Source organism: Streptomyces lincolnensis, assembly GCF_001685355.1.
GTDB classification, from domain to species: Bacteria; Actinomycetota; Actinomycetes; order Streptomycetales; family Streptomycetaceae; genus Streptomyces; species Streptomyces lincolnensis.
This window is the reverse complement of sequence record NZ_CP016438.1, coordinates 8,908,443-8,928,241: the sequence shown is the minus strand read 5'-3', so window position 1 is coordinate 8,928,241 and position 19,799 is coordinate 8,908,443. Positions and strand designations below refer to the sequence as shown.

Sequence of the window (19,799 nt, the reverse complement as noted above, 5' to 3'; positions counted from 1 at the left end):
GGGCACCGGTGTTGAGCACCGGTGCCCCGGAACTTCGGGATCGCCCGCCTCGTGTCTCAGGAGGAGCTGCGGCCGGCCACGGCCACGTCCCCGCCGAGTGTCGGCAGGCCGTCGAGGAGAGCGGGAAGCGTGCCGCCAAGCCCCAGCAGACCGCCGCCGGGCAGGGCCGGCAGGCCCGGGATCCAGCCGGTGTCGATCACCGTGAGGCCGGTGCGGAGCGGCTGGGGCCGGGCTTCGTCGAGGTCCCAGCTTGCGCCCGGGGTGCTGTCGTACAAGGGATGGGAGGGCGGGGTCGCTCCCTGGGACAGTGGCCAGACGACGCCCCGGAATGCGTCCTTCTCCAGGTAGCCGACGAAGCCGTGGGTGGCCGAGCGGCCCTTGACCGCCACCTTGCCTTCGGGGGTGATCACCAGCCAGTCGAGTGCGGTGGAGAGCAGCGCCTTCTTCCCGTCCTCGGTGGGTACGGCGAGAGCGACCGTTCCGGCCGGGACCGTGGAGCCAGTGGTCAGGTACTTAGCGGTGACGCTGTACCCGGCGCCGTCGGCCAGGGTGCCGCTGCCGGAGACCAGACCGGCCCTCGGGTCGTAGACGACGATCATGCGCTCGCCGCTGTCCTCGCCGGCGTCGTCGTCGGTGACCTGGACGGAGACGGTGTCCATGCCGGCGTGTTCGTAGACGTGTGCGGCCTCGCAGCGTCCGCTTGTCGCGGGGAAGCGGGAGGTGCTGCCGTCGTCCCAGGTCACCGTGCAGGTGTGGGTGTCGTTGCTGCCGGGGTCAGTGAAGGAGGCCGCGATGGCGACCTCGTTCTCGACACGGTGGACGTCCCAGTCGTCAGGGCTCTCCAGGGTGAGGGTGGGCGCCACGTTCCTCACCGTCACCGTGGCGCTGTCGGAGACCGGGTGGTGGACGCCGTCGTCCGCGGTCAGTTTGACGGTGTAGGTGCCGTCGTCGGTGCAGGTGAAACCGGTACGTGGACGGCCGGCATCGGTGAACGTGCAGGCGGCGCCCTCGTCGACGTCGTCACCGCGGGTGTAGGTCCAGGTGGAGGTGGGGGTACCGCGGTCGTCGGCGGCCGTGCCCCTGAGGGTGACCTCGCCGCCTTCGTCCGTGGTGACGTCGGGCCCGGCGTCGACGACCGGGGCCAGGTCCGCCGGATCTGAGCCGTCCGTGGGCGGGCGGTAGTAACTGCCCTCGTCGGAACCCCAGTTGCAGCGGTGATCCTTCAGGTCTCCCAGGCCCTTCACCTCCTCCCAGGAGATGTTCGGCCTCTCTGCTTCGAGGTCCCATGTCGGCCCACCGGTCCAGCCTTCGACGGCGAAGGCGAGATGGCACCACAGCTGTTTCTTCAGCGACTCCACCTGATCGCCGCTGAGGTCATCGGGGACCGGGGTTTCCTTCTGGATCTCGTCCCACATTTCGTTCATGTCGTCATCGGCGGCGACCGGTCCGCCGCTGTACGCCTCATCGGTCGGCACTACCGTGACGGTGATCGTGCTGCCTACGCGGCCGTACGGCTCCCGGTAGACGCTCGATTCGGTGTAGAACTCTCTGTCCCAGACATTGGCGTACGACCCCATCTGATCGCTGATGGAGTCGCTGCGGTGCGCGTAGCTGCCGTCCTGCGCCTTGAGGTAGAAATGCCATGTCATGGACGGCATTTCCTTGCCGCCGAAGTGGGTCTCCAGGGCGGAGATCCGGAACGGGATGGGCAGGAGTACGGAGGTCTCGCAGTCTCCATCCAACTCCTTGCGGTACGAGGTCCCCGCCTCAGCCCCCTCGGTGATGAGCCACTCGACGCCAGGAGTCAGACCGTCGTCACACCGGTCGTAGATCTGAAAGAAATTCGGGCCCGGGCCGGGCTTTCCGGTCGAGTGGAAATAGTGCAGACCGGGGTTGAAGGCCGCTTTGCCGATCACCCCGTCGCCGTCGGAGAACGTACTGAACGACGTCGCGGCCTGCGCCTCGCCGGTGGCACCCGGCCCTTGCGGAAGCAGCATCAGCGCTAACGCCGTGGCCAGCACAGTCGCACAGCGGAACAATGATCTACGCACCAGGTGTCCCCCCACCTCGCGTCGTCCGGCCGGCCAGATGGCACGCCGGTCACTGCGGCACCACGCGGAGCTCCTGGCGCCGAACGGGATCCTACGAGTCATGAACACGCAAAGAGGTCGTAAAGTGTAGTGATTCTGCGGAGAGACACGCGCGAAGCCTCAGCGTGATTGCCGGTCGCCGGTGCGCAGGCGGGACAGCCCGTGGCAGAGCACCGCCCCCCTCGGCTGCGTCCTCGTCTTGGACGAGCGGCGTGCAGCCTGGACTGGCGGGCCCTCGAACAAGGGAGTTGACGGTGTGGCTCTTCGTGGTTCTTTGCCTTCGGTGCCGGTGAGTGCCCAAGGAGAACGACAACTCCAGCGTGGCACCGCGCGGTTGACGGAGATTGCGCTGCCGACCTTGCCCCGAGGACTCCGCCGCTCTTTGGCGAACAGCCGCCTCTGGCGGGTCCCTTGCGTCTCCGCAACAGTCCCAGCGTTGGAGGGTGGCGGCGGTCAGTCCGGCGTTGCCGCGCGCCGATGACCACCGCCTCGAAGTCCGTCGTCGTGGTTACTGTTCGGCGGCCTCTCGGGCGATCTGCTCGAACTGGGCGCCCATGGCCTCGGCGAGCGCCTGGGCGGCGGAGAGCGGGCGCACCATCACCGTGAACTCGTCGATCTTCCCGTCGTCGTCGAAGTGCAGGAAGTCGCATCCCTGGAGTTGCTTGCCGCCGACGGTGGCGGTGAAGACGAAGGCGTGATCGCGGCCGTCGGGGTTGGCGATCTCACGGATGTAGGTGAAGTCCTCGAAGACCCGGAGCACGCCGCGCAGGATCGCCGCGGTGATGGCCTTGCCCGGGTACGGCTTGAAGGTGACAGGGCTGGTGAAGACGACGTCGTCGGCCAGCAGTGCGGCCACAGCGTCCAGGTCGCCGCTCTCGACCGCCTTGCGGAAGGGATGCATGAGCCCACCTCTGATACTCACATATTTGAATAGGTGCATTAGAGAGTAGAGGGCTGACTAGGGCTTGTCTATAGGGAAAGGGTGACTGTTAGTCACCTTGTTGATTAATCTGCTAGCGTGCATCCATGGCTTTGCGGAACGCGGTGATGGCCGCACTGTTGGGGGGCGAGGCGTCCGGGTACGACCTCGCGAAGGCGTTCGACGCGACGGTCGCCAACTTCTGGATGTCGACGCCTCAGCAGCTCTACCGGGAGCTGGATCACATGGAGGCCGAAGGACTCGTCACGGCCCGGGTCGTCGAGCAGAAGCGCCGCCCCAACAAGCGACTGTTCTCCTTGACGGAGGCCGGGCGGAAGGCCGTCCACGCCTACACCGCCGAGCCCTTGGGTAAACCGGCGGTGATCCGGGACGAGTTGCTTGTCAAGGTGCAGTGCCTGGACGCGGGCGACATGGAAGCGGTCCGGACCGCCATCACCGAGCGCATGGAGTGGGCCACCGCCAAGCTGGCCCGCTACGAGCGACTCCGGCAGCGCCTGCTCGACGGGCGCTCCGAGGAGGCGTACTTCGCCGAGGCCGAGCGCATCGGCCCGTATCTCACCCTGCTGCGCGGGATGTCGTTCGAGCGGGAGAACCTCCAGTGGGGGGACATGGCGCTGCGCAGGATCGAACAGCGCACGGCCGCGCTCCGGGCCGACGGCTGACCTGCGGCGGTCCCGGCCACACAGTTGGTCAACAAAGTGAGGGATGGAGCGGTCGTGCCCAGCTCCACCCCTCACCGGTCGTCGGTCTATGCCCGAGCGAGGACCGGCTGCGGTTCCTCGTCGGCGGGAATGCGATCCAGCCCCTTGCGGTCGTAGAACCGGGTCACGCCGAAGCCGAAGAGGCCGGCGACCGCGATTCCCACGCCCAGCATCACCCAGCCCCGGGTCAGACCCGCGTCGGCCTGGGCGTCGTAGTAGAGGATGGAGCGGACGGCGCCCGTGATCTGGCGCAGGGGCTCGAACTCGCCGAGGACGCGGTAGAAACCGGGAAGGGCTTGGAGAGGGACCGTGGCGCCGGACGTCGGTACCGCCATGGCGATGTAGAAGATCGTGATGAACAGCATCCCCGGCGTGCCGAACACAGCGAGCAGTCCGAGCCCGCCGATGCCGACAACCGCGATCGTGCACACGGAGAAGAGCCACAACAGGGGCAGGTGAGAGGCGTCCATACCCATGATGCCCACCGCACCGGCCAGAGCCAGGCTGCCCATGAGCAGGGACAGACCGACCATGAGCGTGCTGCTGATGGCCAGGGTCTGGACGCGAGTCGCGCGCAGCAGCGGGTTGTGGACCCGCAGCGGGCCCATGTCGTTGTGGGTGTAGCCGAGGGCGTGGTCGACCTGGCCGCTGATGACGTTGGCGGCGAGCATGCCGCAGACGACGAGGACGAGGGAGTAGTAGAAGGCGCTCAGGCCGAGGCCGCTGTGTGAGTCGAGCGGATGTCCGTCCTCGATCTGCACCACGGCCGGGTCGGCCAGCAGCAGGCGCGCGGCAGCGGGCAGCTGGGCCTGCGCGGCCTCGGCCTGAGCGGTCAGCTGTTCACCCACCTGCGCGGAGGCCGACTGCGCGGCCGTCGTCGTGGCCTGCCGCGCCATGCTCGATCCCACGCTGCCGGCGGACTGGTTGGTCAGCACGGTGAGCGTCGGGCGGACGGTCTTGCCGGCCACCCCGGGGCCGGTGAGTGCGGCGACCGTGGAGGTGAAGTCGCGGGGCACGACGAGCGCGCCGAACAGCTTGCCCTTGCCCAGTTCCTCCTTCATCTCCTTCTCGTCCATCACCTTCCAGTCGATGCTGTCTCCGCCCTGGGACGACTTCTTGATCGACTGGGTGATCTGTGCACCGAGGTCGGTCTGCTTGCCACCGGCCTTCGCCCCCTCATCGGCGCTGACCAGGCCGACGGGCAGCTTGTGCAGGTGACCGGCAGGGTCGATGTTGGCGCCGACGTAGAACACCGTGAACAGCAGTGCCACGAAGCCCACGATCACGCCGTTGACGGTCCACAGACGCTTCGCGCGCAGAACGCGGAAGGGGTGGGCGTTACTCATTTCCAGCTCCGGTACGAGGAAGAGAGAAGTGCAGCAGGAGGAGCCGCCGGCGTCGTCGCGGGCGGAGCCTCATACGGCTGAGGAGGTGTCCCCGGTGGACGCGGCCACCGGAAGCAGCGCCGGCCGCTTGGCCTGGCGGCCGTCGCCGGAGGAGCGGCCACGCAGGCGGCGGCCGATCCAGGGGCCGAGGAAGGTGCCGGCCCAGCGCAGTTCGGCCCCTACGGTCCTCCAGACAGGGAGGCCTGTCCCCTCGGCCGGAAGGGGAAGGGTCCACTTGTCGTCGCTGCCCGGCAGACCGAGCGCCTGGGCCACGGCGGCCGCGATGCGCGTGTGTCCCAGCGGGCCGGCGTGCAGCCGGTCGGCACTCCACAACCGCGGATCGGTCGCCGCCGCGTGCGCGGCCGTCTCCGCCACCACCACGCCGTGGCGGTCGGCGGCCTCCCGGATGCGCGCGTTGAGTGCGAGAACACGGTGACCGATCGGGCGGGCCAACGGCGTGATACGCCCGACATCGGGAAACATGAGGGTCGCGACGGTGGCGCCCTGCGCCGTGAGGGCGGCGAACATCGCCTCGACATGGCCGGCCACCTCGTCGAGGTCGCAGCCCGGGCGCAACACGTCGTTGACCCCAGCCACCACGGTGGCGAGGTCGGGCTGCATCGCGAGAGCCGGAGCCAGCTGCTCGGCGCGCACCTGACCGGCCTTACGGCCGCGCACCGCGAGGTTGGCGTAGAGCAGGTCTGGGCTGTGGCGGGCGACCTGCTCGGCGAGCCGGTCCGCCCAGCCCCGAAGACCACGGACGTCGTCGCCGTCCCCAAGACCCTCGGTATGACTGTCGCCCAGGGCGACATAGCGCAGATACCCACTGCTCGACACGGGGCCGACCGCCTCTCGTCAACGCTGCTGATGGAAGTGGCCCACGGCCATCGTTAAACAACTAGGCACCTAGTCGCATTGTTGAGTATGAGAATAGCTACGGGCTCACCTTCCTGCAAAGTGACCCCGATCAGGCAGGTGACAACGCCTACCGCCAGGCCGTCATGCCTCCGACTCACCTCCGGCTCTTAAGAGCCGGGGACGGAGTTCACCCGGCCGATCCGGCCGGGAGGGCCCGCCGGCGGCGACCGGGCGCTCGGAGCAGGCCCTGTCGAGCCCGATGGGCGCGCGCCAAGTCGGAAGTCTGCAGACCGGCGGCGAGTCCGTACGGCGTGCTGTTCGCCGGCGCGATCGCCTCTTCCTCGGTGTCAAAGGGCTGAACCGTCAGCACCGGGCCGAAGATCCCTTCCTGGACGGTGCAGGCTTCACGAAGCGCTCGACGTTCTCCACGTGCCGCTCGCCGGCCATCGGCCCGACGACGATGGCCGGGTCGAAGGGGTCGCCGACGGGGACCGCCGGATCCTGGCCCAAGGAGTTCTCGCTGCCCAACGGCTGGGGGCCGGAAAGAGTCGCGATCGGTTCCGCGCCGTACGCGTACTTCGGATCGATCGCCACCGGCGGCGTGTACCGGGTGGATCTCACGCGTGGCAAGGGCAAGGTGGTCCACCGCGGCCTGGGACGCATGACGGTCGGGCTGAAGGCCGACTCCTGGGGGCGGCTGTTCCCGGCGGGCGGCAGCAGTGGTGAACTGCGGGTCGTCGACGCCCACAGTGGTGCGCTGCTCGCCAACCACGTCGTCGCAGGAGAGAACAGTTTCGTCAACGACGTCCTGCTCACCCGCGACGCCGCCTGGTTCACCGAGTCGTTCAGCGCACAGCTCTTCAAGCTGCCGCTGGGCAGGAAGGGCCGCATCGGCGCCCCGGAGAGCCTCACGCTGAGCGGTGACTGGGCGCAGTCCGGTTTCACGTCCAACGGCATCTCGCTCACCCCCGAGGGCAGCGCCCTGCTCGTCACCAACGCGGCCGCGGACGGCGGCTCACTGATGCACGTCAACCCCCGCACCGGTGTGGCCCGCAAGGTCGACCTGGGTGACACCACGCTGCCCAGCGGCGACGGGCTGGTGCTCATCGGCCGCCGCCTACAAGGATCGGCGTACCTCCCCAACTCCCGCTTCACCACCCCGGACCGGGAGGAGAACGCCCCTTACAACGCGGTGTCCGTGCCGTTGGTGTGACGTCCAGCCGTGCTCGCAGCTTCTATCCGTGCCTCGTGATGGTGTGCGCTTCGGTGAAGGAGAGCAGGCCCTCGGAGCCCATCTCGCGTCCTATACCGCTGTGCCGGAAGCCGCCGAACGGAGCCCGGTCGTCGCATGCGACGGCGTTGGCGTGGTTGATCCAGGTGGTGCCGGTACGCAGTCGTTCCGCGAGGGCGGCCGCGCGAGCGGCATCGGCGCTCCAGACCGAGGAGCACAGTCCCGACCAGTCGTTGTTGACCTGGTGCAGTACGGAGTCGACGTCGTCGAACGGCAGGATGGGCAGGGCGGGGCCGAACTGTTCCTCGGTGACGATCCGCAGACCGGTGTCCGGGTCGAGGACGAGAGTCGGGCGCAGGTAGTGGCCCTTGGAGGTGGCCGCGCCGGGGGCCAGGGTGCCCAGTTCGCGCACCTCGGCTCCGGCTCCGGCGGCCTGGGTGAGCATGGCCGCCACCTTGTCACGCTGGGCAGCGCTGTTGAGGGGGCCCATGGTCGTGGCGGGGTCGCCTCCGGGCCCCACACGCTGGGTGTCGAGGGCGGAGGAGAGCGCGTCGACGAGTTCGTCGTAGCGGGAGCGGTGGACGTACACCCGCTTGACGGCCATGCAGACCTGGCCGCTCGTCAGGAAGGCTCCCTGGACGAGCCGTCCGATGTGCTCCTGATCGAGTACGGCGTCATCGAGGACGATCGCGGGGTCGTTGCCGCCGAGTTCGAGGGTCACCGAAGCCAGGTTCTGCGCGGCGGCGGCCATGATGTGCTTGCCGGCGGCCGTGCTTCCAGTGAAGACGATCTTCCGTACGCGGGGGTCGGTGAGCAGTGGGGCGACCGCTTCGTTGCTGCCCGTCACGACGTTCAGCACCCCGGCCGGGAGCCCCGCGGCGAACAGCTCCAGCGTGCGCACCATGGCCAGCGGCACGGTGGGCGGGGGCTTGACCACGGCCGTGTTCCCGGCGAGCAGCGCGTACGGCAGGCTCGCTCCGAGGATCGCGATCGGCCAGTTGAACGGCACGATGACGGTGACCACGCCCATGGGGAGGCGGTGGATGTCCGAGGTCAGCGGCGGGCCGTCGAGACGCCGTACCTGGTCCAGGGAGTCGGCGAGGTCGATCGCCGCACGGGTGCGTGCGACGAAGACGCCCATCTCTATCTGGCTCTCGAAGGAGATCTTGCCGTTCTCGCGGGTCATCAAGGCCGCCCGCTCGGCCTCACTGCCGTCGAGCAGGGTGAGCGCCTCACTGATGATCTCCGCTCGCCGACGGGCGGGCATCGCGGCCCAGCCGGGGAACGCGGCATCCGCGGCCGCGACTGCCGCGCGAGCCTGCTCGGGGGTCGCCGCGGCTGCGTGGCCGACGACCAGGTCGGGGGCGGCGGGGTTGCGGACGACCGTCCACTCCTCGGTCTCGACGGTCTTGCCGTCGATGAGCAGTCCGGTCCGGACGGGTGCCGCCCCGGTCTCCTGCGGTGCTGTAGGGATTCTTTCGGACATGCGGCTCTCCAGGAAAGATCAACAAGCGCGGGAAGGAAGGCCTTGCGACGTCTGGCGGACAGTCATCCGCATGGCGGACACGGTGGGGTCAGGGTCACTTTGGACAATTGCACGGAACAGGACCGGATTTCATCGAGGCAAGGGTTCGCGCTGACCCCCAGGGTGCTCGAACTCGGGGTCGCCTACGGTACTGCTGGCGGCGCTGCCGGCCGATGAGCTGGAAAAGGTGCTCGCCGAACCCTCACGCTCGGGGCTGACGCCGTGCTGGCATCCCGACCCCGGCGAACACGACGCGGTCCTGCGCGAGGTGCGGGCTCGTGGGTGGGCGCTGACGGACGAGCAGCTGGCGCCCGGCATTCGGTCGGTCGCGGCCCCGTTGCGTGACGGCTCCGACCAGGTCATCGCGGCACTCAACGTCAACTGCCACGCGGCCGGAACATCGGTTGAGCCCGTAAGAGGGGCCGCGTGCGCATCACGCCTCGTCGACGGCATCCAGATCGAGGGGTGTGGGCCTGAAGTCCTGGAGTCGGTCCGCATAGGCGCCTGAGAAGAGTTCCGCGACCGATCCGGCGGTCCAGCCGCCCTGCCCGAACCGCTCCTCGACCTCACCGGGGTGCGTCCACAGGGCGATCCGGTCGCCTCCCGCCGCGATGGCCTGTCCGGTGACATGGGCCGACTCCTTGGACGCGAGATACACGATCACCGGTGCCACGTCTTCCGGCGATCCCAGCCCCTGCCGCCGGATCGCGTCGGGAACGGGCTCCCCCGCGTCCACCTGCGCCACAAGGTCACCGACCCGGGGCATGGTCGCCACCATGCGGGTCAGCGCGGTCGGCACGATGGCGTTGACGGTGACATCGATCTTCGCGAGTTCGAGCGCCCAGGTGCGCGTCATCGCGACGATCGCGCCCTTGGACGCCGAGTACGCGGTCTGGCCGAAGCTGGCGCGCTGCCCGGCCGGTGATCCCACCAGGATGAGCCGACCGCCCTCGCCCTGTTCGCGGAAGCGGGCAGCCGCCGCGCGACCGCAGGTGAACGTACCGCGCAGATGACTGTGGACGACGAGGTCGAAGTCGTCGTCGGTGACGTTGCGCAGGGTTCGGTCGCGCAGCGCACCGGCGTTGGTGACCATCACGTCCAGTCGGCCGAACTCGTCGACCGCGCGCCGCACCAGCGCGTCGGCGAACTCGGAACCTCCGACCGCGCCGACATGGGCGACGGCCGTTCCACCCGCGTCCGTGATCAGGTCGACCGTCTCCGTGGCCACATCGGCGTCCAGGTCGTTCACGACGACGGCGGCACCCGCAGCGGCCATCGCGCGGGCATAGGCACGTCCCAGGCCTCGGCCCGAACCTGTGACGATGGCGACTTTGCCGTCAAGCATGCTGTCCTCCTGAACGAGGGGGCGATAGGGCGACTCCCCTGAGCGTAGGAACGCCCGGGCCCGTGAGGATCCCGCCGATGACGGCACCTGCGGCCGACCTGTGTCCCGGCCGGTCCGGGACATCCGTCGCGGTCGGCAGGGCGGTCAGCCCTTCGGGGGCACCAGTCCTTGCCGCACCGCGAGCAACGCGGCCTGGGTGCGGGAGGTGAGCCGGAGCTTGCGCAGAACGTTGCTCACGTGGGTGCGGGCGGTGCGCTCACTGATCACCAACTCATCGGCGATCTGCTGGTTCGACCGGCCCTCGGCGACCAGGACGAGGACGTCGCGTTCCCGGCTGGTGAGCGAGGCGAGCCCGGTCGGCGGCGAAACGATCTCCTGAGTGAGTCCCCTGGCCACGGCGGGGTCGAGGAAGACCTCGCCCCGGGCGGCCGCGCGGATCGCGGCGACCACCTCACTCGCGTCGGCGTCCTTGAGCAGGTAGCCGGCGGCCCCCTGCGCGAGCGCCGCGTGAACGCGTTCCATCTCGCCGAAGCTGGTGAGCACCACGAGTCGGAGACCGGGGTGGCGCTGCTTGATCGCTCCGATCGCCGTCGCCCCGTCCATCTTGGGCATGAGCAGGTCGATCAGGACTACGTCCGGCAGTTCCTGGTGGGCGGCCATCACGTCGAGCCTGGTGAGTGCCTCCTGGCCGTCGGCCGCCTCCGCGGCCACTTCCATGTCGTCCAGGACTTCGAGGTAGGCGCGGATTCCGCGGCGTACGACGGCGTGGTCGTCGACGATCAGGACCCGGACCGGGCGGGGTTCTCCGTTTCCCGGAGCGGAACCGCCGATGGGATGCTCCCCGATCCCTCCGAGCCCGGGGGCGACTCCGGCACTCGTACGGGAAGAGGTATGACGACCCGTACGGTCGTGCCGCTCCTCGCGCCGGATCTGATCCTCATGGTGCCGCCCCATCGCTCTGTCCTTTCCCGCATGGTCCTCAGTCCGTAGCCGTGGTGTCCGGTGGCGGTGGCCGCCTCGCCGTCCTCGTTCTCCTGTGCGGCCCGTCGCCCGCCGGATTCCGTGATCCCGCGGCCGTCGTCGCGGATGGCGGCGGCCAGGGTGTGGTCGTGTACGGCGAGGCGGATGGAGACGGTGGTGGCCTCCGCGTGCTTGACCACGTTGTGGATGGCCTCCCCGACGATCCGGTACATGTCCTCGGCCAGTTCCGGTTCGACCGTGTCCACTTCTTGTCCGCACTCCAGCCGGATGCTGAGGCCCGTCCGGTTCTCGGTGCTTTTGACGAGCGTGGTCACCGCGTCCTCAAGGCCGAGCCGGAGGGAGGAGGCGGGACGTAGTTCGTGCACCATGGCCCTCAGGTCGGCGAGGACGGTTCGCGAGAGGGTCCCGACCTCGTCCGCGAAGGCCCGGACCGCTTCCGCCGACACCGCTTCGTCCCTCGCGCCCAGCACTCCCACGGCGTTGGCCTGCATGCCGATGGAGAACACCTGCTGCACGATCGAGTCGTGCAGGTCGCGGGCGAGGCGCTGACGCTCGTTGCGGCGGGCGCCCTCGCGCTCACGCTGAAGCAGCATGGCGTAGTCGACGGCGAGGGCGGCCTGTTCCGCCATGGCGGCGAGGAACTCCAGGGTCCGGCTCCCGATCTCCTGCCCGGGGGCGAAGTAGGCGTTCAGCACCCCCTCGGGACGACCGCGCGCCATCAACGGCACACTGACGAAGGAGTCCCAGTTCAGCTCCCCGAGGTAGGCGTGCAACGGTTCCCAGGCCGGGTCCTTGAGGATCTGGGCCCACCGGTGCGGGACGACGATCGGCCTGCGCTCCTTCAGGGCGTCCAGCATGGACAGCCGGGCGCCCCGGTCACGGCACTCCAGCAGACGGTCGAGGAACCCGTCCCAGTGGCGCAGCCCCGCGGCGCCCATCAGCCGCAGTTCCCGGCCGGTGCTGTCGAGGGTGAGGATCTGCACGCCGGCCAGGCCGTCCGCCTGGACGATCTGCTCGGCCACAGCGTCCAGTACGGAGCCGAGCGAGCCCTCCGAGGCCAGTGCGATCGACGTCCGGGCGATCGCCGCGATCCTGCGCTGCCGGTGCCATTCGTCGGTGACGTCGCGGAACGACACCACCGTGAACTTCGGGTCGGCCGGCAGACCGCGGGTGCGGTAGGCGAACTCACGTCGAGGTCCGCGGGCGGGCTCCCAGTGGGCCACCTGCTCGTCCGACCGGACCTCCAGCAACTCCGTACGGCACTCGGCGGCTCCCTCCACCAGGGTGAACGGGGACGGCGCACCGATGAGGTCGCCCTCTGCGTCCGCCCGGAGCAGCGTGGCCGCCGCCGGGTTCAGCCGTACAAAGCGGCCCACGCAGTCCAGAACGGCGAGTCCGTCCGGCGCGACGGCGGCGATGTCGTCCCACCCCACGAGCGGCGACGCGGACATGACCGATCTCCCTCACCATCGACGAAGAACCCGCCCCGCAGACCTGCTGTGCGACAGGGACGCGTTCGAAAACCGCGGGCCTGCGTCGTACGTCGGCCGGTTCGGGGACGAAGGCGACTTGCGCCCGGCCACAGCATCGTAGCCCGGTGTATTCGAGGTGGTCCTACGTCATTCGACCTGTTCGTGGGCAGGTCGAAGCGCCGAGCCGCTTCAGTCATTGCTCGCGTTCCCCGCGGGGAGGGCGCCTGCCTAGGTTGAGAGGACGCCCCGCGGATCGTTACTCCCCCGACAGGATCCGCGGGGCCCTACGAGCGGCCTGCTCGGCCGTGCGCACCGCGTAAGCCATCGAGGACGAGGAGGTCCGAGACGTGAACGTGTCCATCGGCACGATCTGGGAGGCGGTCTGCCGCGCGCTGCCCGACGCCACCGCCATCACGGAACCCGGCCGTGAGACCACGTACCGCGACTTCGACGAGCGCGCGTCACGGCTGGCCGCCGCACTGGAAGCCGCCGGGGTGGGCGAGGGCGACACCGTGGCCTGCTATCTGTACAACGGCGCCGCCTACCTGGAGACGGTCTTCGCCGCCTTCAAGCTCGGTGCCGTACCGGTGAACGCCAACTACCGCTACACCGGCGAGGAACTTTCCGAACTGCTGACCGACGCCGACGCCGCCGCGCTCGTTTTCAGCGGCGCCCTGGCCGACCGCGTCACGCATGCCACGAAGCATGTACGCACACTGAAGCTGATGGTGAGGGTGGGCGAGCCGCCCGCCGACGGTCCGGGCGGGCCCGCGGTGCCCGAACTGGAGGAGCTGCTGACCGCGCACGCGCCGCGCGAGCCTCAGCGACGGCCCGGAACGGACCAGCTGTTCATGTACACCGGAGGCACCACGGGCAAGCCGAAGGGCGTCATCTGGCAGCTGAGCGACCTGCTGCGCGCCCACGTGGTGCCGTTCTACCACCCGCTCGGAGTCGCCGAACTCCCCGCGAGCCTCGACGAGGCCGTGGCCGTCGCCGTCAAGGCTCGCCACGAGGGCCGCGCGCCGACCACGATGCCCGTCGTACCCCTGATGCACGCCACCGGGCTGTTCAACACCATGGGCGCCCTGCTGACAGGAGGCCGGGCGGTCACCGCACGAGCGGGCGGCCACGACCCGGAACACGTCTGGCACATGATCGCCGAGCAGCGGGTCGATACGGCCATCATCGCGGGCAACGCCGTGTGCCGCCCGCTCGTCGACGAACTCCTGCGGGCCGAGAAAGCCGGGACGCCGCACGACCTGCGCTCGTTGCGCAGGATGATCAGCTCCGGCACCGCGCTCAGCGATCCGCTCAAGAGGGCACTGCACGAACGTGCCGACGTCACCATCACCGAAGCCATCGCATCGAGCGAAGGGGGCCCTTTCGCCTTCGCGATCACCTCCTCGGCAGAGGATCTGCCCTCGCGTTTCCGCCCCGTTCCGGCGACGCGGGTGATCGGCTCCGATGACCGCTTTCTCGAACCGGGCAGCGACGAGACGGGCGTCCTCGCCTATTGCGGACCCATGCCGCTCGGCTACTACAAGGACACCGAGAAGAGCGCGAAGGCGTACCGCACCATCGAGGGGGTCCGGTACGCGATCCCCGGCGACCTGGCTCGACTTGAGGCCGACGGCTCGATCCGGTTCCTCGGACGTGGTTCGGGCGTGATCAACACGGGCGGGGAGAAGGTGCACCCGCAGGAGGTGGAGAACGTACTGCTGGGGCATCCCGAGGTGACGGACTGTGCCGTCGTCGGCGTCCCCGACGAGACCTGGGGCGAGCGTGTGGCGGCCGTCGTGGCGGTCCGGCCGGGCAGTACCGTCACCGGTGACGAACTGCGCGACCTGGTCCGGCAGAGTCTCGCCGGGTACAAGGTGCCGCGTTCCCTCGTCCTGACGGACAGACTGCCGCGGACCCCGACCGGCAAGCTCGAGATCGCCTGGGCCAGGAAGACGGCCCAGGAAGCCGGCTCGGGCGACGGAACGTGACCGTGGCGTCTGCCTCAGCTCGCGCGGTGCCGACCTGCTTCGAGCATCCGGAGGGTCTCCACCACGCCGGCGACATGGTCCCGCATGGCCGCTTCGGCCGTCTCGTGGCCGGCGATGTCGCGCACACAGCGGTGCAGACGGGCGTCGAGGTCGCTGGTCGCTGTACGTCATCGGTTCGCCGTCGGCGACCGCCCTGGCCATGCTCGCGCCGATGCCACGCAGTTGTCCGGCCTGCGCCCGGTCGGCCCGCTCGATCCCAAGGAGTCCCGATGACCTCCCACACCTCCACCCCGTCCGAAGGCGCGCTGCCGGTGATCAGCGCGCACGCGGGCGACTTCGTCTGGCGGGACGGTCTCGCCCTGGACGAGATCGAGGTCCTCCTCTACACCGACCTCGCCAAGCGGCGCGGCGTCCAGCTGAAGCACAACGCCGGCCCCAACCTCGGCCTCTCGCACGGGACCATGGGAGAGGCGTCCGTGCGGCTCTACCCGCAGACGACGGGTGTTCTGGCGTGACGGCGCAGGGCGGGACGGGTGTCCGTGGGGCCACGCACATCTGGGTGCCCTTCCGGGACACGTCCCTCTACGTGCAGTTCGCGGACGAACCCGACGGAGCGAACGGAACGGCCTCGACGTACGACCGCCGGAGCCTGTTGGCCGATGCCGTCGCCGAGGACGCGCTGACACGCGACGACCGCTACGGCGTACCGATGTGGCGCACCGACGTCAGACGGCTGCACGCCGTCGTGGAAGCCCTCTGGAACGAGGACGACCGCCAGGTGCGGATCCATCTCGACCAGGCTCCGCGGCCCGACGGGCGTGCCGGGACACCCGGCCCGCGCGACGGATGACGTAGTCGGGGCCACGACCATGCGCCGCCCCGGTCCGGTCATTCGAGCGATGACCTGGGCGTTGTCCGGTGGCTAGCGTCGATCGTGGCGCCGCCGACCGCGGCCGGAGCGATCCCTGCCGACCGTACCGAGGAGATGACGCACGTGACGAGCCCCCCTGCCGCCGCACCGGACACGCACACCCTCGGCTCCGCCGAGGCCGGAGCACCGTCCGCCGCCCGGCGCGGCACCGAGTTCGAAGGCACCGCCACCGTAGTGGCCCGCCGGACGGTGGCGGACGGTGTCGTGTCGCTGGAGCTCGCGGCGAGCTCCGGCGAACCGCTGCCGCCCTGGCGGCCGGGAGCACACATCGACGTCGTCCTGCCCACGGGCGTCACCCGGCAGTACTCGCTCTGCGGTCCGGTGAAGGACACGGCCCGCTGGCGCGTCGCGGTGCTCCGGGAGCCCGACGGACGCGGCGGATCGCAGTGGATCCACGACCACCTCGTGGAGGGCGGCGAACTCCGGGTGCGCGGCCCGCGCAACAACTTCCCGTTGCGGCCGGCGGCCCGGTATCTGTTCGTCGGCGGCGGCATCGGCATCACCCCCCTGCTCCCGATGATCGCCGAGGCCGAGGCGGCGGGGGCCGAGTGGTCCCTGCTCTACGGGGGCCGCACGCGCGCGTCCATGGCGTTCCTGCCCGAACTGGAGGGCTACGGCGAGCGCGTGACCGTACGTCCGCAGGACCGGTACGGTCTGCTCGACCTCGCCGGTTTTCTCGGCGATCCCGACCCGTCCGCCCTGGTGTACTGCTGCGGCCCCGCAGGGCTCATCGACGCGGTCGAGGCACACTGCGCCGACTGGCCGACCGGTGCGCTGAACGTCGAGCGATTCGCCGCAGTGGCCGTGCGGCAGCCCGCCGGTGATGAGGCCGAGCAGCCGATCGAGGTGGAACTGCGGGCGTCCGGGACGACGCTGACCGTGCCGCCCGGGCTGTCGGTCCTCAAGGCCGTGGAGCAGGCGGGCGTCCCTGTCCTGTCGTCCTGCGAGGAAGGCATCTGCGGCTCGTGCGAGACCCCCGTCCTGGAGGGCGAGGTCGACCACCGCGACTCACTGCTCACCGACGACGAGCGGGCAGCGAACGACACGATGCTGATCTGCGTCTCCCGCGCGCGAGGCCGACGCCTCGTTCTGGATCTCTGACACTTCGTCAATTCGACAGGCGGACTGCCCCGTTGGGCCGACGTCAAAGGAAGGACTGACATGACACCGGCACAGCACGTGCGCAACGGCTGGTACCTGGGAGCCTGGTCCGACGAGATCGGCCGAACCCTCAAGCAGCGCTGGATCACGGACCTCCCGGTCTGCTTCTACCGGCTGCCCGACCAGACCGTCACGGCCGTCGAGGACCGCTGCCCCCACCGCAAGTACCCGCTGTCGCTGGGCCACCTCGACGACGACGGAACCCTCCAGTGCGACTACCACGGCTACCGCTTCGACGGCCGGGGCGTGTGCGTCGGGGTGGCCGAACAGGCCGACAAGCCCAAGGCTGCACTGCGCCGCTTCCCCCTGGTCGAGCGGGACGGCGCCGTATGGATCTGGCCCGGAGACCCCGAACTGGCCGACGAGAGCCTCCTGCCCGACACCTCGTGGCTGAACGACCCGAACTGGACCCATGTGCACGGCGTCGTCCCGCTGAAGGCCCGCCACCTGCTGCTCCTGGAGAACCTGCTCGACCTCACCCACGAGACGTTCCTGCACCCGAGCAGCATCGGCAACGCCGCCGTCGCCGCGACCCCGATCGACGTGACGGTGGACGGCGACCGGGTCGGCTTCAGCCGCCGCATGACCGGCATCGAGGCGCCGCCGTTCTACGAGAAGTCCTGCGGACTGACCTCTCCGGTGGACCGCTGGCAGGACGGCGACTTCCACCCGCCGGGCATCTTCGTCCTCAACATCCGCGTCGCGGCCACCGGCACCGAGGAGCCGGACGGCTTCCACATGAAGGTGCTGTACGGGATGACGCCGGGGCGCGGCAACGAGACGCACGACTTCTACGCGCTGGGCCGCGACTACCTCATCGACGATCAGGAGCTCACGAAGTTCCAGCACGAGCAGCAACTGGCCGTGATGCAGGAGGACGTCGACGCCCTGGAGGCGCAGGAGATCATGTACGCCACCGACCCGGGCGGCACCGCCGAGTCCAGCATCAAGTCCGACCTCGCCGCTCTGCGCGGACGCCGGGCGGTGGCGAAGATGCTCACCCGCGAACAGCAGGCCGGCGGCTCGCGTCCCCGGGCGTCCGCGTGAGCGGCCGCCACGTCTTCGTGCTGCTCCACGGAGCCTGGCACGGCGGCTGGGTGTGGCAGCGTGTCGCCCCGCTGCTGCGCGCGGCCGGACACGAGGTGCACACCCCCACGTTGAGCGGGGTGAGCGATCGCGCCCATCTGCTGAGTCCGCAGATCGGTCTCGGCACGCACGTCGAGGACGTGGTGGCGCTGATCGAGGCCCACGACGCCCGGGATGTCGTGCTCGTCGGCCACAGTTACGCCGGTCAGGTCGTCACCGGCGTCGCGGACCGGATCCCGGACCGGCTCGCGAAGCGGATCCACCTCGACGCCTTCGTCGGCGACGACGGTGACGCGGCGATCGATCTGCTGCCCGACCGCATCGCCGGGCACTACCGGGAGTCCGTGGCCGGGCCCGGGTTCGGCTGGCTCATCCCGGTGCGCTCGCTGAGCGTGCTCGGGGTCGAGGACCGGGCGGACCTCGACTGGCTCGGCCCGCGACTGACCCCGCACCCGTGGCTGACCTACACCGAGCCACTGCGGCTGACCGGCAAGGCCGACCAGGTCCCCGGCGCCTTCGTCGAGTGCACCGACTGGATGCGGGTGTTCACCCCGCACGCCGAGCGCGCCGCCGCCCGCGGCTGGCCGGTCCACGAGATCGCCACCGGCCACGAAGCGATGGTCACCGCCCCCGGCCGACTCGCCGAACTGCTGCTGGAGATCGCGGCAGCCTGACCCCGTGAAGGGACATCCCCGTGGAATTCCTCGTCCGCACCGAGAACACCTTGCCCCCGGACACCCCCGACGACGTACGCGAGGAGCTGCGCAAGGGCGAGCGCGAACGGGCCATGCGGCTCAGGGAGGCCGGCATCCTCAAGCGGCTGTGGCGGGTGCCTGGCCGGAACGCGACCATCGGCCTGTACGAGGCGGCCGACCCGGCACAGCTGCACGACGCGCTGGTCTCCCTGCCGATGTGGAAGTGGATGGACATCACCGTCGAGGCACTCGCCACCCATCCGCAGGAGAAGGCACCATGACCGGCCCGGCGAACCGCGGCCCCCGGGTGGCCGTGGTCACGGGCGCCGCCGGAGGCCTGGGGCTCGCCATCGCCCGCAGACTGGCCGGGGACGGTTTCACGGTCGCCGCCCTCGACGTCGACGAACCCGATGACACCAGCTCGATCCCGGGCGGCCGGGCCTGGCGTTGCGATGTCGGGGACCCGGCCGCGACCCGCCAGGCCGTATCCGAGATCGTCGAGGCGTACGGCGGGGTCGACGTCCTCGTCAACAACGCCGGTCTGCTCTCCGGCCGGGCGCCGCTGCTGGAGACGCCCCCGGAGGAGATGCACCGCTTCTTCGCCGTCAACGCCGTCGGCCCGCTGCTCATGGTGCAGGCGTGCGCGCCCTGGCTGCGCGGCAGCCCGCACCGCGGGCGGGTGGTCAATGTCGCGTCCCGCACCTTCTTCACGGGGTCCCCGGGCCAGATCGCCTACGTCGCGAGCAAGGGCGCTCTCATCGGGATGACCCGGGTGATGGCACGCGAACTGGGCGAGCACCGGATCACGGTCAACGCGGTGGCGCCCGCGCAGGTGGCCACGCCGGGCACCCGGGCGCACTCCGGCGACGAGGTGTTCGCCGCGACCATGGGCCGGCAGGCGATCAAGGAGTTCATCACCCCGGAGCAGTTCGCGGGGCTGGTCTCCTATCTCGCCTCACCGGACGCGGTCATGGTCACCGGCCAGACGCTCGTCTGCGACGGCGGCGGGCTCATGCACTGATCGGCACCCACACCGGAGAGGAGAAGAACAGCATGTCCAGCACCACACCCCGGCTCCCGGGCACCTATGTCTTCGACGCCGCGGAGAACCGCCGCGGCCGAGCGCTGAACCGGCTCTGCGGGTCCCTCAAGGACGCCGGGAACCGGGAGAGGTTCACAGCCGACGAAGCAGCGTACTGCGAGACGTACGGGCTCACGGCCGAGCAGCGGGACGCCGTTCTGCGGCGGGACTGGAACCGGATGATGGAGCTGGGCGGTTCCATCTTCTACGTCTTCAAGCTCGCGATGGTCGACCAGAAGTCCATGCAGTACCTCGGCGGGGTGTTCACCGGCATGACCACCGAGGAGTTCGCGCAGGCGCTGAAAGCGGGAGGGCGGAACTTTGGCTGA

General features: G+C 69.8%; 19 protein-coding genes and 2 pseudogenes. 12 read left to right on the top strand and 9 right to left on the bottom strand.

Annotated features, from left to right (window positions below):
* Positions 1 to 56: 56 nt before the first annotated feature.
* Complete coding sequence (locus tag SLINC_RS39380; RefSeq protein WP_067443211.1) at positions 57 to 1,997, bottom strand: DUF2599 domain-containing protein; 1,941 nt, start codon at positions 1,995 to 1,997, stop codon at positions 57 to 59.
* Positions 1,998 to 2,598: 601 nt separating this feature from the next.
* Positions 2,599 to 2,991: a nuclear transport factor 2 family protein gene (locus tag SLINC_RS39375; RefSeq protein WP_067443210.1), complete on the bottom strand. Its 393-nt coding sequence runs from the start codon at positions 2,989 to 2,991 to the stop codon at positions 2,599 to 2,601.
* 125 nt (positions 2,992 to 3,116) lie between these two features.
* Between SLINC_RS39375 and SLINC_RS39370 the strand changes: the two genes are divergently transcribed.
* A complete protein-coding gene (locus tag SLINC_RS39370; protein WP_067443209.1) occupies positions 3,117 to 3,692 on the top strand; it encodes a PadR family transcriptional regulator in 576 nt (191 codons plus the stop codon).
* A gap of 86 nt (positions 3,693 to 3,778) precedes the next feature.
* On the opposite strand, the gene SLINC_RS39365 is transcribed toward SLINC_RS39370, so the two are convergent.
* From SLINC_RS39365 to SLINC_RS49670, 3 genes and pseudogenes are all read right to left on the bottom strand, one after another.
* Positions 3,779 to 5,077, bottom strand: coding sequence for a DUF3533 domain-containing protein (locus SLINC_RS39365; RefSeq protein WP_067443208.1), 1,299 nt, complete (start codon positions 5,075 to 5,077; stop codon positions 3,779 to 3,781).
* A gap of 69 nt (positions 5,078 to 5,146) precedes the next feature.
* Positions 5,147 to 5,953, bottom strand: a complete 807-nt coding sequence (locus SLINC_RS39360; RefSeq protein ID WP_067443207.1) for an SGNH/GDSL hydrolase family protein — start codon at positions 5,951 to 5,953, stop codon at positions 5,147 to 5,149.
* A 262-nt stretch (positions 5,954 to 6,215) separates the two neighbouring features.
* A pseudogene (locus SLINC_RS49670) lies at positions 6,216 to 6,472 on the bottom strand (aldehyde dehydrogenase family protein); the annotation flags it as partial.
* Between SLINC_RS49670 and SLINC_RS48680 the strand changes: the two are divergent.
* Complete coding sequence (locus SLINC_RS48680; RefSeq protein ID WP_170068260.1) at positions 6,435 to 7,187, top strand: NHL repeat-containing protein; 753 nt, start codon at positions 6,435 to 6,437, stop codon at positions 7,185 to 7,187. The pseudogene SLINC_RS49670 and the gene SLINC_RS48680 sit on opposite strands and share 38 nt — an antisense overlap.
* A 22-nt stretch (positions 7,188 to 7,209) precedes the next feature.
* Here SLINC_RS48680 and SLINC_RS39350 read toward each other — a convergent pair whose 3' ends face one another.
* Positions 7,210 to 8,691, bottom strand: a complete 1,482-nt coding sequence (locus tag SLINC_RS39350) for an aldehyde dehydrogenase family protein (protein WP_067443206.1) — start codon at positions 8,689 to 8,691, stop codon at positions 7,210 to 7,212.
* A 190-nt stretch (positions 8,692 to 8,881) separates the two neighbouring features.
* On the opposite strand from SLINC_RS39350, the gene SLINC_RS47655 reads away from it, so the two are divergent.
* Complete coding sequence (locus tag SLINC_RS47655; protein WP_107406740.1) at positions 8,882 to 9,238, top strand: IclR family transcriptional regulator domain-containing protein; 357 nt, start codon at positions 8,882 to 8,884, stop codon at positions 9,236 to 9,238.
* Here SLINC_RS47655 and SLINC_RS39345 read toward each other — a convergent pair.
* The 3 genes from SLINC_RS39345 to SLINC_RS39335 form a co-directional block, all read right to left on the bottom strand.
* Complete coding sequence (locus tag SLINC_RS39345) at positions 9,164 to 10,075, bottom strand: SDR family NAD(P)-dependent oxidoreductase (protein ID WP_067443205.1); 912 nt, start codon at positions 10,073 to 10,075, stop codon at positions 9,164 to 9,166. The two genes, SLINC_RS47655 and SLINC_RS39345, sit on opposite strands and share 75 nt — an antisense overlap.
* Positions 10,076 to 10,219: 144 nt before the next feature.
* Positions 10,220 to 10,906 carry a response regulator gene (locus SLINC_RS39340; protein WP_067446207.1) on the bottom strand — a complete coding sequence of 229 codons (687 nt, stop codon included), beginning with the start codon at positions 10,904 to 10,906 and terminating at the stop codon, positions 10,220 to 10,222.
* Positions 10,855 to 12,507, bottom strand: a complete 1,653-nt coding sequence (locus SLINC_RS39335; RefSeq protein ID WP_067443204.1) for a sensor histidine kinase — start codon at positions 12,505 to 12,507, stop codon at positions 10,855 to 10,857. The genes SLINC_RS39340 and SLINC_RS39335 overlap by 52 nt, the downstream gene beginning before the upstream one ends.
* 368 nt (positions 12,508 to 12,875) lie before the next feature.
* Between SLINC_RS39335 and SLINC_RS39330 the strand changes: the two genes are divergently transcribed.
* From SLINC_RS39330 to ligA, 9 genes and pseudogenes are all read left to right on the top strand, one after another.
* Positions 12,876 to 14,516 (top strand): AMP-binding protein, encoded by a 1,641-nt coding sequence (locus tag SLINC_RS39330; protein ID WP_067443203.1) that lies wholly within the window; start codon positions 12,876 to 12,878, stop codon positions 14,514 to 14,516.
* A gap of 383 nt (positions 14,517 to 14,899) precedes the next feature.
* A pseudogene (locus tag SLINC_RS46650) lies at positions 14,900 to 15,031 on the top strand (PIG-L family deacetylase); the annotation flags it as partial.
* The gene (locus tag SLINC_RS39320; RefSeq protein ID WP_067443201.1) at positions 15,028 to 15,366 is read left to right on the top strand and encodes a hypothetical protein; all 339 of its coding nucleotides are present in this window, start codon (positions 15,028 to 15,030) and stop codon (positions 15,364 to 15,366) included. The pseudogene SLINC_RS46650 and the gene SLINC_RS39320, both read left to right, overlap by 4 nt.
* A 144-nt stretch (positions 15,367 to 15,510) precedes the next feature.
* Positions 15,511 to 16,548: a PDR/VanB family oxidoreductase gene (locus SLINC_RS39315; RefSeq protein ID WP_107406904.1), complete on the top strand. Its 1,038-nt coding sequence runs from the start codon at positions 15,511 to 15,513 to the stop codon at positions 16,546 to 16,548.
* Between the two features lie 60 nt (positions 16,549 to 16,608).
* Positions 16,609 to 17,655 carry an aromatic ring-hydroxylating dioxygenase subunit alpha gene (locus SLINC_RS39310; protein WP_067443200.1) on the top strand — a complete coding sequence of 349 codons (1,047 nt, stop codon included), beginning with the start codon at positions 16,609 to 16,611 and terminating at the stop codon, positions 17,653 to 17,655.
* Positions 17,652 to 18,368 (top strand): alpha/beta fold hydrolase, encoded by a 717-nt coding sequence (locus SLINC_RS39305; RefSeq protein WP_067443199.1) that lies wholly within the window; start codon positions 17,652 to 17,654, stop codon positions 18,366 to 18,368. The genes SLINC_RS39310 and SLINC_RS39305 overlap by 4 nt, the downstream gene beginning before the upstream one ends.
* Positions 18,369 to 18,388: 20 nt before the next feature.
* On the top strand, positions 18,389 to 18,670 hold the full coding sequence (locus SLINC_RS39300; protein WP_067443198.1) for a muconolactone Delta-isomerase family protein: 282 nt from the start codon (positions 18,389 to 18,391) through the stop codon (positions 18,668 to 18,670).
* Complete coding sequence (locus SLINC_RS39295; protein ID WP_067443197.1) at positions 18,667 to 19,410, top strand: SDR family NAD(P)-dependent oxidoreductase; 744 nt, start codon at positions 18,667 to 18,669, stop codon at positions 19,408 to 19,410. Before SLINC_RS39300 ends, SLINC_RS39295 begins: the two co-directional genes overlap by 4 nt.
* A gap of 32 nt (positions 19,411 to 19,442) precedes the next feature.
* Positions 19,443 to 19,799 carry a protocatechuate 4,5-dioxygenase subunit alpha gene (gene ligA, locus SLINC_RS39290; protein ID WP_067443196.1) on the top strand — a complete coding sequence of 119 codons (357 nt, stop codon included), beginning with the start codon at positions 19,443 to 19,445 and terminating at the stop codon, positions 19,797 to 19,799.

Bases quoted from the DNA above. Each gene is read 5' to 3' on its own strand.
- SLINC_RS39380 (WP_067443211.1), bottom strand. From the start codon at position 1,997: ATGCTGCTTCCGCAAGGGCCGGGTGCCACCGGCGAGGCGCAGGCCGCG.
- SLINC_RS39375 (WP_067443210.1), bottom strand. From the start codon at position 2,991: ATGCATCCCTTCCGCAAGGCGGTCGAGAGCGGCGACCTGGACGCTGTG.
- SLINC_RS39370 (WP_067443209.1), top strand. From the start codon at position 3,117: ATGGCTTTGCGGAACGCGGTGATGGCCGCACTGTTGGGGGGCGAGGCG.
- SLINC_RS39365 (WP_067443208.1), bottom strand. From the start codon at position 5,077: ATGAGTAACGCCCACCCCTTCCGCGTTCTGCGCGCGAAGCGTCTGTGG.
- SLINC_RS48680 (WP_170068260.1), top strand. From the start codon at position 6,435: ATGGCCGGGTCGAAGGGGTCGCCGACGGGGACCGCCGGATCCTGGCCC.
- SLINC_RS39350 (WP_067443206.1), bottom strand. From the start codon at position 8,691: ATGTCCGAAAGAATCCCTACAGCACCGCAGGAGACCGGGGCGGCACCC.
- SLINC_RS39345 (WP_067443205.1), bottom strand. From the start codon at position 10,075: ATGCTTGACGGCAAAGTCGCCATCGTCACAGGTTCGGGCCGAGGCCTG.
- SLINC_RS39335 (WP_067443204.1), bottom strand. From the start codon at position 12,507: ATGTCCGCGTCGCCGCTCGTGGGGTGGGACGACATCGCCGCCGTCGCG.
- SLINC_RS39310 (WP_067443200.1), top strand. From the start codon at position 16,609: ATGACACCGGCACAGCACGTGCGCAACGGCTGGTACCTGGGAGCCTGG.
- SLINC_RS39295 (WP_067443197.1), top strand. From the start codon at position 18,667: ATGACCGGCCCGGCGAACCGCGGCCCCCGGGTGGCCGTGGTCACGGGC.
- ligA (WP_067443196.1), top strand. From the start codon at position 19,443: ATGTCCAGCACCACACCCCGGCTCCCGGGCACCTATGTCTTCGACGCC.